At 74.6% G+C, this 14,632-nt stretch carries 12 protein-coding genes; 9 read left to right on the plus strand and 3 right to left on the minus strand.

Going from position 1 to position 14,632, the window contains the following annotated elements:
• Positions 1-45 precede the first annotated feature (45 nt).
• A complete protein-coding gene (locus BM237_RS06900) occupies positions 46-1,380 on the plus strand; it encodes a sugar transferase (RefSeq protein WP_245793453.1) in 1,335 nt (444 codons plus the stop codon).
• 40 nt (positions 1,381-1,420) lie between these two features.
• Here the strand turns inward: BM237_RS06900 and BM237_RS06905 are convergent, their stop codons facing one another.
• Positions 1,421-2,365, minus strand: a complete 945-nt coding sequence (locus BM237_RS06905) for a GDP-L-fucose synthase family protein (protein WP_175540912.1) — start codon at positions 2,363-2,365, stop codon at positions 1,421-1,423.
• 137 nt (positions 2,366-2,502) lie between these two features.
• Here BM237_RS06905 and gmd point away from each other — a divergent pair, with 137 nt between their 5' ends.
• From gmd to BM237_RS06920, 3 genes are read left to right on the plus strand one after another with little or no spacing between them, the layout of a single operon-like run.
• Positions 2,503-3,516, plus strand: coding sequence for a GDP-mannose 4,6-dehydratase (gene gmd / locus BM237_RS06910; RefSeq protein WP_093848640.1), 1,014 nt, complete (start codon positions 2,503-2,505; stop codon positions 3,514-3,516).
• Positions 3,513-4,049 (plus strand): LbetaH domain-containing protein, encoded by a 537-nt coding sequence (locus tag BM237_RS06915; RefSeq protein WP_093848641.1) that lies wholly within the window; start codon positions 3,513-3,515, stop codon positions 4,047-4,049. The genes gmd and BM237_RS06915 overlap by 4 nt, the downstream gene beginning before the upstream one ends.
• Entirely contained in the window at positions 4,046-5,194 is a 1,149-nt protein-coding gene (locus BM237_RS06920; RefSeq protein WP_093848642.1) for a glycosyltransferase, read from the plus strand. The genes BM237_RS06915 and BM237_RS06920 overlap by 4 nt, the downstream gene beginning before the upstream one ends.
• Positions 5,195-5,274: 80 nt before the next feature.
• Here the strand turns inward: BM237_RS06920 and BM237_RS06925 are convergent, their stop codons facing one another.
• On the minus strand, positions 5,275-6,534 hold the full coding sequence (locus tag BM237_RS06925) for a glycosyltransferase (protein WP_245793494.1): 1,260 nt from the start codon (positions 6,532-6,534) through the stop codon (positions 5,275-5,277).
• 183 nt (positions 6,535-6,717) lie between these two features.
• Here BM237_RS06925 and BM237_RS06930 point away from each other — a divergent pair, with 183 nt between their 5' ends.
• The 5 genes from BM237_RS06930 to BM237_RS06950 all read left to right on the plus strand — a co-directional run bounded on the left by BM237_RS06930 (position 6,718) and on the right by BM237_RS06950 (position 13,696).
• A complete protein-coding gene (locus BM237_RS06930) occupies positions 6,718-8,274 on the plus strand; it encodes a hypothetical protein (RefSeq protein ID WP_245793454.1) in 1,557 nt (518 codons plus the stop codon).
• Entirely contained in the window at positions 8,271-10,022 is a 1,752-nt protein-coding gene (locus BM237_RS06935; RefSeq protein ID WP_093848643.1) for a hypothetical protein, read from the plus strand. The genes BM237_RS06930 and BM237_RS06935 overlap by 4 nt, the downstream gene beginning before the upstream one ends.
• Positions 10,019-11,599 (plus strand): lipopolysaccharide biosynthesis protein, encoded by a 1,581-nt coding sequence (locus BM237_RS06940; protein ID WP_245793455.1) that lies wholly within the window; start codon positions 10,019-10,021, stop codon positions 11,597-11,599. Before BM237_RS06935 ends, BM237_RS06940 begins: the two co-directional genes overlap by 4 nt.
• Positions 11,600-11,695: 96 nt before the next feature.
• Complete coding sequence (locus BM237_RS06945; protein ID WP_093848645.1) at positions 11,696-13,234, plus strand: hypothetical protein; 1,539 nt, start codon at positions 11,696-11,698, stop codon at positions 13,232-13,234.
• Positions 13,235-13,267: 33 nt separating this feature from the next.
• On the plus strand, positions 13,268-13,696 hold the full coding sequence (locus tag BM237_RS06950; protein WP_093848646.1) for an FAD synthase family protein: 429 nt from the start codon (positions 13,268-13,270) through the stop codon (positions 13,694-13,696).
• An 87-nt stretch (positions 13,697-13,783) separates the two neighbouring features.
• Here BM237_RS06950 and BM237_RS06955 read toward each other — a convergent pair whose 3' ends face one another.
• The gene (locus BM237_RS06955) at positions 13,784-14,509 is read right to left on the minus strand and encodes a CDP-alcohol phosphatidyltransferase family protein (RefSeq protein ID WP_245793456.1); all 726 of its coding nucleotides are present in this window, start codon (positions 14,507-14,509) and stop codon (positions 13,784-13,786) included.
• Between the last annotated feature and the right edge of the window lie 123 nt (positions 14,510-14,632).

Below are 14,632 nucleotides of genomic sequence, written 5' to 3' on the forward strand. Positions count from 1 at the left end.
AGGGGAAGACCGGGGGCCGGCCGGCGCCTTCCACCGGCTCTGGCGGTGGATGTGCTGGGCGCCGCACTGCCGGCCGGCGCGCTGGGCGCCGCAGGGGGAGGGCCGGGCCCGCTGCCGGCCGCCGCGGTCGTCGGCGCCGCGTGGCCGCTGATCGCGGCACTGAGGGGACGCTACGCGGCACAGGAGGCGGGGGAGAGCGGAGCCGTGCTGCCGGTGTTCCGCGACTGGCTGGCGATGCTGGGCCTGCTCGCCGCGGTGTGCGTGACGGTGCGGCTGGAGGTGTCGGCCGGAACGTGGCTGCCCGCCCTCCTTCCCTGCCTGGCGCTGACCGCCGCCCACCGCGGACTGGCCCACCGGCGCACCCTGGCACGGCGACGCCAGGCGCGGGGGCTGCGGCGGGTACTGGTGGTGGGGGAGGCGGGGGCCGCGGACGGCCTGACGGCCCGGATGGGCGCCCGCACCGACGACGAGTACGTGGTGGTCGGCGGCTGCGTGCCCGGGGGATTTGAGAGACCCGAAGACGCCGCGGACGCCGAGGGGGCGGTGGACACCGCCACCGTCCTCGAACGCGCGGCGGAACTCGGCGCCGACACGGTCTTCGTCGTCCCCGGGCGGTGGACGACGGGGGAGGGGCTGCGCCGGCTGGCCCGGACCCTGCACGACGACGGCCGGAGCCTGGCCGTCGTGCCCGGCCTCGTCGACGTCTCGCGGCGCCGGCTGCGGCTGACCCGGGCCGCGGGGATGACCGTGCTCCATGTGGAGCCGGCGCCCCGGCGGGGGCTGCCGGTACTGCTCAAGCGGATCACCGACCGGGTGGGCGCTCTGCTGCTGACCGCGGTGCTCTCGCCCGTCCTGCTGGGTGTGGCGGCGGCGGTGCGCCTGTCGTCGCCGGGGCCGGTGATCTACCGGCAGCTCCGCGTCGGACAGGGGCGGCGGCCGTTCCCGATGTGGAAGTTCCGCACGATGGTGGAGGCCGCCGACCGGATGCGCCCGGCGCTGGAGGCGGCGAACGAGCACGACGGGGCGATGTTCAAGATCCGCGAGGACCCCCGGGTCACCCCGCTGGGCCGCTTTCTGCGCCGCTACTCCCTGGACGAGCTGCCCCAGCTGTTCAACGTGCTGGCCGGCCACATGTCGCTGGTGGGACCGCGCCCGCCGCTGCCCGAGGAGGTGGAGCGCTATGACGACACCGAGCTGCGCAGACTGTCGGTCAAGCCGGGGATCACGGGGCTGTGGCAGGTCAGCGGGCGGTCCGACCTGTCGTGGGACGAGACCGTCGCGCTCGATCTGAGGTACGTGGACAACTGGTCCTACGCCGGGGACGTCGGCATCCTGGCCCGCACCTTCCGCGCCGTGGTGAGCGCCCGTGGCGCGTACTAGGAACGGCCGGACGGGCGCCGGGGCGGGCGGCGCGGCCGGGTCAGCCCGGCTCGGCCGCCCCGCGCCAGGCGCGGTGGGTGGCGGCGATCCCCTCGGCCAGGCCGATCGAGGGGGACCAGCCCAGCGCCCTCATCCGGCCGACGTCGAGCAGCTTGCGCGGGGTGCCGTCCGGCTTGGCGGGGTCGAAGGCGATCCGGCCCTCGTAACCCACCACCGAGGCGACCAGCTCGGCCAGCTCGCGGATCGTCAGGTCCTCGCCGCAGCCGACGTTGACCGGCTCGTCGCCGTCGTAACGGCGCAGCAGCACCTCGCAGGCGGCGGCCAGATCGTCCACGTGCAGGAACTCGCGGCGGGGGCTGCCGGTGCCCCACAGCACCACCTCCTTCGCGCCCTTCTCGCGGGCCTCGTGGAAGCGGCGGATGAGCGCGGGCAGGACGTGCGAGGTCTCGGGGTCGAAGTTGTCGCCGGGGCCGTAGAGGTTGGTGGGCATCGCCGCTATGTAGGAGGCTCCGAACTGCCGCCGGTAGGACTGGACCTGGACGATCCCGGCGATCTTGGCGACGGCGTACGCCTGGTTCGTCGGCTCCAGCGGGCCGGTCAGCAGGGCGCTCTCGGTGATCGGCTGCTCGGCGTGCTTGGGGTAGATGCAGCTCGACCCGAGGAAGAGCAGCCGGCGCACCCCGGCGGCGTACGCGCCGCCGATCACGCCGAGCTGGATGCGGAGATTGTCCTCCAGGAACTGCACGGGGAAGGTGCTGTTGGCCATGATCCCGCCCACCTTCGCGGCGGCCAGGACCACGGCGTCGGGCCGGATGTCGCGCAGGTGGGCGGCGGTGGCCGCGCCGTCGCGCAGGTCGAGTTCGGCGCGGGTACGGGTCAGCACCTCGTAGCCCCGGGCGGACAGGCGCCGGGCCACGGCGGAGCCGACCAGGCCGCGGTGCCCCGCGACGAAGACGCGGGCGGGCGGGGGCAGCAGATCGTCCATGGCGCGCATTCTGTCAGGGAGGGGCTTACTTTCTCCCGACTTTCGCTGAAACATGGCCAGTTGCCGCCCGGAGCCCGTCCCGCTCCGGCGCCCGGCCGGACACGGGCCGACACCAGACCACCTGTGGGGGGAACACCATGCCGCGTACCGCTGTGATCACGGGCATCACCGGGCAGGACGGCTCCTATCTGGCCGAACTGCTGCTGGACAAGGGCTACACCGTGCACGGCCTGATGAGACGCTCGTCCAGCTTCAACACCGAGCGCATCGACCACATCTACCAGGACCCGCACACCCCCGGCCGCCGGCTCGTCCTGCACCACGCCGACCTCGCCGACGGGGTCGCGCTGGTGAACCTGCTGCGCGACATCCGGCCGGACGAGGTGTACAACCTGGGGGCCCAGTCCCACGTCCGCGTCTCCTTCGACGCGCCCCTGTACACCGGCGAGGTGACCGGGCTCGGCGCCTTACGGCTGCTGGAGGCGATCCGGGCCGGCGGCGTGGAGACCAGGCTGTACCAGGCCTCCTCCTCGGAGATGTTCGGCTCCACCCCGCCACCGCAGAACGAGACCACACCCTTCCATCCGCGCAGCCCGTACGGCTGCGCCAAGGTGATGGCGTACTGGGCCACCGTCAACTACCGGGAGGCGTACGGCCTCCACGCCGTCAACGGCATCCTCTTCAACCACGAGAGCCCGCGCCGCGGCGAGACCTTCGTCACCCGCAAGATCACCCGCGCCGTGGCCCGGATCCGGGCGGGCCTGCAGGAGCACCTCTACCTGGGCAACCTCGACGCCGTCCGCGACTGGGGCTACGCGCCCGAGTACGTCGAGGCCATGTGGCGCATGCTCCAGCGCGACGAGCCCGACGACTACGTGGTGGCCACCGGAGTGGCCGCGACCGTCCGCGACTTCCTCACCGCCGCCTTCGGCGCCGCGGGGCTGGACTGGGAGCGCCATGTGCGCTTCGACCCCAAGTACGAGCGTCCCGCCGAGGTGGACGCCCTGATCGGGGACGCCTCCAAGGCGCACAAGCTGCTGGACTGGTCCCCCAAGGTGCACTACGACGAGCTGGCCCGGATCATGGTCGAGGCCGATGTGGCGCAGCTGGACGCCGAACTGTCCGGCCGCCGAGTGCGGGTGGACCGTTGAGCGCCCCGGCCGCCGGGCGCCGGCTGCGCGGCTTCACCGGCGCCGGCTACGACAAGCAGCGCGGCCTGCTGGTCCAGGCCGCCTGGTTCGCCGCGCTCAACCTGCTCTTCGTCAAGTGGTGGTTCCCGCCGCGCTGGCGCCCGGCGCTGCTGCGGGCCTTCGGCGCGCGCGTGGGGCAGCGGGTCCTCATCCGGCACCGGGTGCGCGTGCAGTGGCCCTGGAAGCTGGCCGTCGGCGACGACGTGTGGATCGGCGAGGGCGCCTGGCTGATCAACCTGGAGCCGATCACCATCGAGAGCGATGTGTGCGTCTCCCAGGAGGCGGTGCTGTGCACCGGCAGCCACCAGCGGCACTCGCCCACCTTCGAGTTCGACAACGCCCCCGTCCGTCTGGAGCGCGGCTGCTGGGTGGCCGCCCGCGCCCTGGTGCTGCGCGGCGTCACCGTCGGCGCGGGCGCGGTGGTCGGGGCCGGGGCGGTCGCCCACCGCGATCTCGCGCCGAAAGCCGTGCTCACCGCCGGAGGCACGCGATGAGGATCGTCCACACCGTCACCCTCACCGGCGACGACGGTGCCTACGGCGGCCCGGTGAGCGTGGCCACCGGACAGTTGGCCGAACTCGCCGCACGCGGCCACGAGGTCGCGCTGGTCTCCCTGTGGCGCGGGCGCGCCGCGCCGCCGCGCACCCTGGACGGTGTGCCGCTGCGCGCCCACCGGGCCCGCACACTGGTGCCCGGCCAGGGCTTCCTCGGCCTGTTCCACCCCCGGCTGGTCCTCACCCTGTGGCGGCTGGCGGGCCGGGCCGACGTGCTGCACGTCCACGCCGGACGCGATCTGGTCTCCCTCGCGGCGCTGGCCGCCGCCGTACTGCGCCGCCGCCCCTTCGTCGTCCAGACCCACGGGATGGTCCAGCCGCGCCGCTCGGCCGCCGTCCGCCTCTTCGACCGCTGCTACGTGCCCCTGCTGCGCAGGGCGCGCGCCGCGCTGGTGCTCACCGAGGCCGAGGAGACCGGGCTGCGCAGGGTGCTGCGGCCGGGCGGCCCGCCGACGGTACGGCTGCCCAACGGCGTGAGGCCACCGGAGGAAGGGGAGGGCGAGCCGGAGGACCCGCCGGACGGGGCGGACGTGCTCTTCCTCGCCCGACTCCACCGGCGCAAGCGCCCCGAGGCGTTCGTGCGCATGGCCGCGCTGGTGCGCGCCGAGCACCCCGGGGTCTCCTTCACCCTGCACGGGGCCGACGAGGGCCGGCTGGCCCCGGTGCGCCGGCTGATCGCCGAGGAGGGGCTGGTGGAGGCGGTGGAGTACGGCGGACCGCTGGACCACGCCGCCGCCGTGCGGCGCATCGCCCGCGCCACCGTGTACGTCCTGCCCAGCGTGGACGAGCCGTTCCCGATGAGCGTGCTGGAGGCGCTGGCCGCGGGCACCCCCGTGGTCTGCACCGACAGCTGCGGGATCGCCGCCGAACTGGAGCGGCGCGAGGCCGCGCTGGTCACCGACGGCTCCCCCGGGGCGCTGGCCGACGCGGTGCTGAGCCTGCTGGAGGACCGGTCACTGCGCGAGCGCACCGCCGCGGCGGGCCGCGCGGCGGTGCGGGAGCGGTTCTCGGCGGCGGCCGTGGCCGACCGGCTGGAGAGGCTGTACGGGGCCGCCGCCGGCGCCGTCCGGCCCGGAGCGCGGTGAGGCGCCGCGGGCGGCCCGCACCGCCGCCGCACCGCCCCGCACCGGCGCACCGCCCCGCGCCCGTGTGCCGTACCCGTCCGTCATCCGGCGGTCGACGCCTCCCGCAGCAGGGCGGTGATCCGCTCCAGACCGGCCCGGCGGCTCAGCCGCCGCTCGACGTACTCGCGCCCCCGCGCGCCCAGTTCGGCGCACCCGCCGGGATCGCCGGCCAGCCGACGGACCGCCTCCAGCAGGGCCTCGGGGTCCTCCGCGGGCACCACCACCCCGGCGCCGGAGCGCTCGACCTCCCGCGCGGTGCCGCTGCCCGCGGCGACGGAGGCGACCACCGGACGTCCGGCCGTGAAGTACGAGGTCAGCTTGGACGGCAGACTCATGTCCAGCACCGATGCCCGCTGGGTGACGGCCAGTACGTCCGCGGCGGCCAGGACCTCGGGGAACTCCTCCGCGTCCGCGGGCGGGAGGAAGTCCAGCGACTCCACCCCCCGGGCCAGCTCCCGCAGATACTCGCGCCGGTGCCCCTCGCCCATCAGCACCACCCGCACTGTGCCACCCGTCTCGCCGGCCGGGGCGCCGTCCCGGCCGGCGAGACGGGCGGTCTCCACCAGCACCTCCAGCCCCTGCTTGAGGCCCATGTTCCCCGAGTGCAGCACCACGGTGGTGTCCTCGGGCCAGCCCAGCCGGGCCCTGGTCCGCGCGCGGTCGCCGCCGGGGGCGCGCACATGCGTCCAGTTGGGCACCACCCGCACCCGCTCGCGCGGCACCCCCATGGCCGCCACCCGGCCGGCGAACGACTCGTGCACCACCCCCACCAGCGCCGCCGAGCGCAGCACCCGGCCCTCCACGCCCCCGGCGAACGAGGCGACCCGGCCGCCGCCGCTCATCCCGCTCTGCCCGGCCGCCGCGCCCATCAGGTCCTGGACGACCACCGCGTGCGGCACCCCGGCGCGCCGGGCGATGCGGGCACCGAGCACACCTCCGGCCAGGCTGGGCATCTGGGAGAGCACCACGTCCGGGCGGACGCGCGGCGGCGCCGCGACGCCGTGCGCCAGGACGCTGGCCTCGAACAGACCCCGGCGCAGCGCCGTCTGCCGCCGCGGCACGGTGTGCCTGCGGCGGTGGACGGTCACGCCCTCGCGCGCCTCGCGCACCCGCCACCTGCCCCGGTACTCCTCGTGCACCCGCCACGCCGGGTAGTGCGGCATCCCGGCGAGCACATGGGTGTCGGCGCCCAGCGAGGCCAGGTGCTCGGCGATCTGCGCCGAGTACGGTCCGATGCCGGCGTGCTCCGGCGCGTAGTTGGTCGAGACCACGAGCACGCGGCGGCCCGCGAACGAGTCCAGCACAGCCGTCCCCCCTTCGAAGACGCGGTCATCGTAGGGGCTTACGGCCTCATCCGCTGCCAGAACACCAGAAAAGCCGATAAACGTAGTGAATCCGAGCAGTCCAACCCCGATCGAGCGCGAGAACCCGCCCGTGCCGCCCCGGACCGGGACCGGCGCGGAACGGGGGGAGGAGAACGGCTCATGCCCGTGAGGGAACCGTCCCCGGCGGCGGAGCGGGCCGGGCGGCGCAGCGTCCCCGCGCTGTGCCTGTGCACCGTTGTGCTCGTCCTGCTGCTGCCCGCCCTGGTGCTGTACGGGCAGGACGTGCGCACCGGCGCCGCGTTCGCGGTGCAGTGCGTGGTGGTGGCCCACACCGGAGGGGCGCTGGCGCGGGTGCTGACCGACCCCCTGGTACGGGTGGTCGGCTTCGGCTTCTGGCTCTTCTGCTACGTCTGGCTGGGCCTGGCGCCGCTGGCCATGCTGGCGACCGACTCCTACCCCTGGGGCTTCGCCGTCGACGCCGGCACCGCCTTCACCTCGGCGGCCTTGGTGGAGACCGGACTGCTCGCCCACAGCGCCGGGTCGGCGCTGGCGGGACGGCGGACGCCGCGCACCTCACCCGTGCTCGAGCCGCTGCTCGCCCGCCGGATCACCCCCGTGCGCACCCTGCTGCTGTGCGGGCTGTCCCTGGCGCTGGCGGCCGTGCTGGTCCCCGCCCAGGGCGGCCCGGCGGCGTTCTTCCAGAGCCGCCAGGCCGTCAACGAGGCCGCCGCACAGGGAGATCCGGGCGGGGCCGCGGACCAGGCCCTGGCCGCCTGGAGCCTGTCGGTCCCGGCCTTCTGGGCGCTTCTCGCGCTGCTGTACGTGCCCCGCACCCCGGGCGGCGACCGGACTCTGCGCGGAGTGCGGTGGATCCTGCTGCCCGTGCTGGTCGCGGTGAACGCCGTGGTGAACAACCCCGTCAGCCAGCCGCGCTTCTGGGCCGGGACGGTGCTGCTGACGCTTCTCTTCGCCGCCCCCGCGCTGTGCCGGCCGCGGGCCTTCCGGGCGGGGGCGGCCACCGTCACCGCCGTGGTGCTCCTGGTGTTCCCCTACAGCGACTACTTCCGCCACGAGCGGCGCGAGCCGGTCGAGATCGTCTCGCTCGCCGAGCAGTTCACCTCCAACGGCGACTACGACGCCTTCCAGCAGATCGCCACCGGCGTCGACCACGTACGGGAGAGGGGCCACCGGATGCGGGACGCGCTCGGGCCGCCGCTGTTCTTCGTGCCGCGCGCCGTCTGGCCCGGCAAGCCCGGCGACGCGGGCGTCACCCTGGCCCGGCACGCCGGCTACTCCTTCGAGAACCTCTCCGCGCCGCTGTGGATCGAGAGCTACATGTGGGCCGGCCTCCCCGGGGTCGTCGCCGTCTTCGCCCTGTTCGGGGCGGCGGGACGGCGCATCGACGGCGTACGGCACCGGCTGCGCGAACACGGCGGTACGCTCGCGGCCCTGGCCGTGACCGCGTTCGGCTTCTACCAGATCATCCTGCTGCGCGGCAGCCTGCTGTTCGTGATGGGACCGCTCACCCTGCTGCTCCTGGCACCCGTACTGATCACCGGAAGACCGGGCCGGACGGCGTCCGGGCGGCCGTACCCCGAGTCCCCCTCCGAGCCGCCGGCGGACCCGGCGACGGCACCCGGCCCCGTGCCCGCGGGCGCCGCGTCCCGCACCCGCACCACCTTCTCGACCACCTCCACAGGAGAAGCACGCACGTGAGCGCCTACGACCCGTCCTCGCGGGAGCCCGACCAGCTCCGCGAACAGCTGAGCCGGCTCTTCCGCCACCGCGCCGTCATCGCCTCCGGTCTGCTGCTGGGCGCCGTCTGCGGCGGGGCCGTGTCCACCGCGGGCGGCACGGACTACACCGCCACCGGCGAGGTCGTCGTACAGGCCATCAGCACCGCGCCGTTCGAGGCCGGCGGGGTCTCGGCCGACAAGCAGATCAGCATGGGCACCGAGCGGCAGGTCGCCCGGAGTGCCACGGTCGCCGGACGCGCCGCCGAGGAGCTGGGCGGGGGAGCCGACCCGGCGCAGCTCCTCGACGGTCTGCGGGTGAGCAACCCCCCCGACACGCAGATCCTGGAGTTCGAGTACACGGCCGACTCGCCGCGGGAGGCGGCCGAACGCGTCAACGCCTTCGTACGCGCCTATCTGGACCACCGCGAGGCAGCCGTCGTCCGGCGCATCGACAACACCGTCGCCGAGCTGAACGAGGAACTCCAGCCCCTGATCGACCAGCGCGAGGAGCTGGACGAGGAGATCGCCGGCGCGTCCACCGAGTCCGCCCGGCAGACCGCCGAGTCCGAACGCGCCAACCTCGCCGCCCGCATAGCCGACCTCCAGGGACGCGTCACCGGACTGAAGACCCTGGACACCTCCCCCGGCGACGTGGTGCGCCGGGGCGAGGCCCCCGAGGCGCCCTCCGGCCCCGGTATCGCGGTACTCGTACTGGTCGGATCCGTCGCCGGACTGGCCGGCGGACTGCTCGCCGCCTGGATCCGCTCCCTGCTGGACCCGCGGGCGCGCTCGGCCGGCGAGGTGCGCACCGCACTGCGCGCGCCCGTGCTCGGCGCCCTGCCGCGGCGGCGGGACGGCGCGGGGATCCTGGAGGTCGGTCCGTCCCGCGGCGGGGAGCGGGCCGAGGAGTTCCGCACGATCGCCCTGCGCGCGCTGCGCCACCCGCGCCTGGCGGAGCCCGGCGGCCTGCTGGTCGTGTCCGCCCGGGAGCACCCCGGGACCCTGCCCGCCGCGGTCAACCTCGCCGCGGCCCTGGCCGAGACCGGCCGCGACGTGCTGCTGGTCGAGGCCGACCCGCGTACGCCGCGCCTGGCCGGGGAGCTCCCCGTGCGCGGCGCCGTCCGCGAGCCCGTGCCGGGCCGCTGGCCGGACGGCGCGCGGGCCACCGTGGACACCGGTACCGCCGGATACCTCGAACTCGTCCCCGGATGCCGGGTGCCCGACGCCGCACGGGCACTGAACTCACCCGGTTTCACCGGGCTGCTGAGCGGGGCCGCCGAGCGGGGCGAGTACGTCGTGGCCGTCACCGCGCCACTGCTGTCCCATGCGGACGGCACGGCCGTGGCCGGACTGGCGCGCGGGGTGCTGGTGGTCTGCGATCCGGACACCACCCTCAGGGAGGACCTGGACCGGGTGCGGGACCTGGTCACCTCCGTCGGCGGGCACGTCCTGGGCGCGGTGCTGTACGAGGGCGGCCGCAAGCGCCGCCGCAATCCCTCTCCCGCCGCGCCCTCGGCGACCTTCGAGCCCGCCGAACCGGCCTCGCCCGCCTCGCCCGCAGGGACGGGCGGCGGCCCCGGCCCCGGCCCCGGTCCCGGCGGCACGGGCGAGGACACCGTGGCGCTCAAACGGCTCGAACCGGAGCCGTCCGACGCCCGTCCGGACACCGCCTACGGCTCGTACGGCCGGTACCGGCGCACCGGCGACGGCACCGCCCCGCGCCCGTGACCGGCACACGGCCCGCCGCGCACGGCGGCACGGCGGCCGGGGCACGCGCCCGGGGGGTCGCCGCGACCGTGCGCGGCGGCTGGTTCGGCTTCGCGGGCTCCGCCGTCAACGCGCTGTTCGGCTTCCTCCTGGTCGCCGTCGTCACCCGCGGGCTCGGCGCGCACGGGGCCGGCGCGGTCTTCGCGGGAGTCGCCGCGTTCACCATCGTGAGCAACGCCTGCAAGCTGGGCGCCGACACCGCGCTGGTGCGCTTCGTCTCCCGCGACCTGGAACTCACCGGCGGGGCCGGCGTACCGGCGCTGCTGCGCACCGCCGTGCCGCCCGCCCTGGCGGCGAGCACGGCGTGTGCGGCGATGCTGTTCCTCTCGCCGGCTCCGGCGACCTGGCTGCTGCCCGGCCTCCCCGCCGGGCAGGCGCTGACGGTGGTGCGGCTGTTCGCGCTCCTCCTGCCGGTGGCGACCGTCTCCCTGGTGCTGCTGGGAGCCACCCGCGGATACGGCTCGGTGGTCCCCTTCGTGGGCGTGGAGCAGATCGGCAAACCCGTACTGCGGGTGGTGCTCGCGCTGCCCCTGGTCCTGCTCGCACCGAGCGTGCTCGCGCTGTCCGCGGCCTGGCTGGCCCCCGCCCTGCTGGGCGCGGCGGCGGCCTGGGTCTCGCTGCGCCGCTCCCGCGCGGCACACCGCGGCGGCCCGGGCAGGCCAGGGGAGGAGCGGCCCGTCTCCCCGGGCGAGTTCTGGTCCTTCGCCGGCCCCCGCGCCCTGTCCTCGGTCTTCGACATCGCCGCCGTCTGGATCGGGGTGGTCCTGCTGTCGGCGCTGGGCACCGGCACCGAGGCCGGGATCTACACGGCCGTCGGCCGGCTGGTGACCGCCGGCACCCTGCTCCAGCTCGCGGTACGCCTCGCCGTGGCCGCGCAGATCAGCAGACTGCTGACGGTCGGCCTGGAGCGGGAGGCGGAGCATCTGCACCGGCTGTCGACCCGGTGGATCGTGCTGTTCTCCTGGCCCCTGTTCATGCTGCTCGCGGCCTTCCCCGCCGCCGTGCTCTCCCTGTTCGGACCCGGCTTCGGCCAGGGCGCCGCCGCGCTGGTGGTGCTGTCGGCGGCCTGCGTGGTCAACGTCGGGGTCGGCAACGCGCAGACGGTCGTCCTCATGGCCGGCCGCAGCACCTGGAACCTGGCGACGGCCGGTGCGGGCTTCGCCGCCCAGCTCGGCGCCGGGATCTGGCTGGTGCCGCGGTACGGGGTGACGGGCGCGGCCCTGGCCTGGGGGCTGGCGATCGTGGTGGACAACACCGCCTCGGCGCTGCTGGTGCGGCGGCTGGGCTTCCGTACCGCCGACCGCGGCTACCTCCACGCCGCGGCCGTGGCCGTCGCCGCCGTCGCGCCGCCGGCGTTCGCCGCCCGCCTGCTGTGGGGGGACACCCTCTGGGGCGCTGTGCTGGGCGGTGCTTTCGCCGTCTGCGGGTTCTGCGCGGCCCTGTGGCGCTATCGTGTGCCGCTGGGGGTGGGGGAGTTCCTCCGGGCGCTGCGCAAGGGCAGCGAGGGGAAGTCGCGCCGAGCAAGCCGAGCAAGCTGAACCGATGGGGTGGCCGCCGCGTGCGCCGACCGGCGCGGGCGCCCTCCCCGCCCCGGCTCGTTCCGTCCGCGCTCATGCGTTTCCAGGGGGGAATCCATGCGCAGAAGAAGAACCGTCACGACCCTGCTCGCCGCCGCTGTACTCGGCCTGTCGTCCACGGCGTTAGGGGCCGGGCCGGCCCAGGCCGCCGGCGAGACCACCCTGACCGCCGATCCGCTGGAGACCTGGCAGACCGACGGCGTCGTCTGGGCCCTGGCCTACGCACGGGGCGTCGTCTACGTGGGGGGCTCCTTCGAGCACATCCGCCCGCCCGGGGCCGCGCCCGGCGCCGGCGAACTGCCGCGGAAGAACTTCGCCGCCTTCGACGCGGTGACCGGTGAGCCCCTCCCGTGCGCACCGGAGTTCACCGGAGGCGTGGAAACCGTGCGGGCCCTGAAACCGTCCCCCGACGGCTCGCTGCTCTACATCGGCGGCTCCTTCGGCAGCGCCGGGGGAGTGGGACGCTCCAACACCGCCGCCCTGAACACCGGCGACTGCACCATCGGCTCCGACTGGAAGCCGGTGGTCTCCTCGACCGTGCGGGCCATCGACGTCACCGACGACACCGTCTACATCGGCGGCCAGTTCACCACCGTCCAGGGGCGGACCCGCGAACGCGTCGCGGCCCTGGCCCCCGACAGCACCCTGCTGCCCTTCGACGTCACCGTCCGCGGATCGTCGATCTCCAACGACCCCATCCCGGGCATCAACGCCATCACCGCCGTCCCCCACCTGAACAAGGTCATCATCGGCGGCCGCTTCACCTCCATCAACGGCAGCCTCCTGAACAGCGTGCACGCGCTGGTCGGCCTGGACGCGGCCACCGGGCGGATCACCGACCGCTTCACCGGCTGGATCCCGCGCAAGTCGGCGGTGAAATCCCTGGTCAACGACGGCACCAACTTCTATCTGGGCGCCGAGGGCACCGGCGGCGGGGTCTTCGACGGCCGTGCGGCCGGACGGCTCTCGGACGGGGCGATGCTGTGGAAGGACACCTGCCTGGGCGCCACCCAGGCCGTGGTGCCCCACCGGGGCGTGCTCTACAGCGGCTCGCACGCGCACAACTGCGGCGACACCCCCGGCGGCTTCCCCGAGCACCGAAACCGCCAGCACCTGCTGGCCCAGTCGATCTCCGACGAGACGATCCTGCCGTGGTTCCCCGACACCAACGACGGCATCGGCGAGCAGATCGGCCCGCGCGCCATGGTCATGGCCGACGAAATCCTGTGGACGGGCGGAGAGTTCACCACCGTCAACGAGAAACCGCAGCAGGGACTGACCCGCTTCGCGGCCGGACCGGACACCGGAGCGCCCCAGGTACCGCTGATGAGCGGCGCCACCGGCGACAGAGGGAAGATCGAGCTCGGCTGGAAGGCCTCCTGGGACCGTGACGACGGGAACTTGACCTACCTGCTCTACCGGGACGGCGTCTACCTGACCTCCATCGAGCAGGACTCCCGCTACTGGGACCGGCCCATGATGGGCTACACCGACACCGTGGAGCCCGGCGCCACCCACCGCTACTCGCTGGAGGTCACCGACGGCACCAACCTCTCGGGACGCAACGGCCCCGTGTATGTGACAGCCGGCAGCTGACCCGACCGCACGCCGAGGAGCCGAGGAGAGCGGATGACGCACCGAGTGGGCTACGCGCCCGGGGTGTACGACTTGTTCCACATCGGGCACCTGAACATCCTGCGGCACGCCAGGAGCCGCTGCGACTACCTGGTGGCCGGGTTGGTGTCCGACGAGATGGCCCGGCAGGCCAAGGGCAGATCGCCGGTCGTGCCGCTCACCGAGCGGCTGGAGATCGTACGCAGCATCCGCTTCGTGGACGCGGCGTTCGTGGAGACGGTGCCCGACAAGCTGGAGACCTGGCGGCAGGTGCGCTTCGACGTCATCTTCAAGGGCGACGACTGGCAGGGCACGGAGAAGGGGGAGAAGCTGGAGCGCGACTTCGCCGGCGTCGGGGTCGAGGTCGTGTACTTCCCCTACACCGTCCACACCTCCAGCACGCTGCTGAGGCGGGCACTCGACGGACTGGTCGAGTCGGCCTGAGCCCGCCGCGCGGCGCACCGCCGTCCTCCACGCGGTCCTCCCGCCGCCCCGGCCCGGGGCGGCGGGAGGACAGGACAGGCCGGCCGGTCAGCGGGCGGGGGCGGACAGCTCGCGGTACCACTTCGCCAGGAACGCCGGCAGGAACAGCAGATGGGCGGCGAGCAGCGAGCAGTACAGCACCAGGAACAGCTCGCGGCTGCCCAGGAAGAGGAACACCGCGCACAGCAGCCCGTAGTCCACCGGCAGCAGCGCCACCGAGCGGAGCGCGGAGGGCGCGGAGGCCGCGGGCGCCCCCGCCCCGGAGCCTGCCGCGTTCCGCTTCAGCTGCTCGGTGAGGACGCCGCCGAAGAAGACCGTCACGGCGGCGAACTGGAAGGCGAGCGGGATGAGCAGGTACACCGGGTCGGAGAATCCGAAGTGGCGGTGGAAACAGATGAGCACCGCCGTGTGGAGCGCGAGCATCTTCGCGCAGTCCACCACATGGTCCAGCCACTCCCCGGCCGGGCTGCCCCGCCGCGTCAGCCGGGCGAGCTGCCCGTCGGCCGAGTCCAGCGCGAAGCCGGTCACCAGTGCGGCGAACACCCCCAGCGCCAGACCGTGCGAGGGCGGCAGCACGGCGATCAGCGCCACCCCCGTGAACGTGAACACCGCGCTGACCGCCGTGACCTGGTTGGGCGACATCCGCGTGCCGTAGGCCGCGGCGGCCAGTAACCGGCCGGCGGGCCGGTTGACGTACCGCGAGTACAGCGACACCCCCTTGGCCGACTTCTGCGCCGCCGCCAACTCCCCCACCGCGTAACGGAACCGGCTCACCGTCTCTCCCCCCAACTCGGATCCCCACTCGAAGCACGCAAGCACACAAGCACACAAACAAGCGCGAAGGAGCATCATGGCAGGCGGCCCCCGCGGGCTCCCCGGCGCCGCGAGCCGGGTGCG

Source organism: Streptomyces mangrovi, from assembly GCF_900114215.1.
GTDB classification, from domain to species: domain Bacteria; phylum Actinomycetota; class Actinomycetes; order Streptomycetales; family Streptomycetaceae; genus Streptomyces; species Streptomyces barkulensis.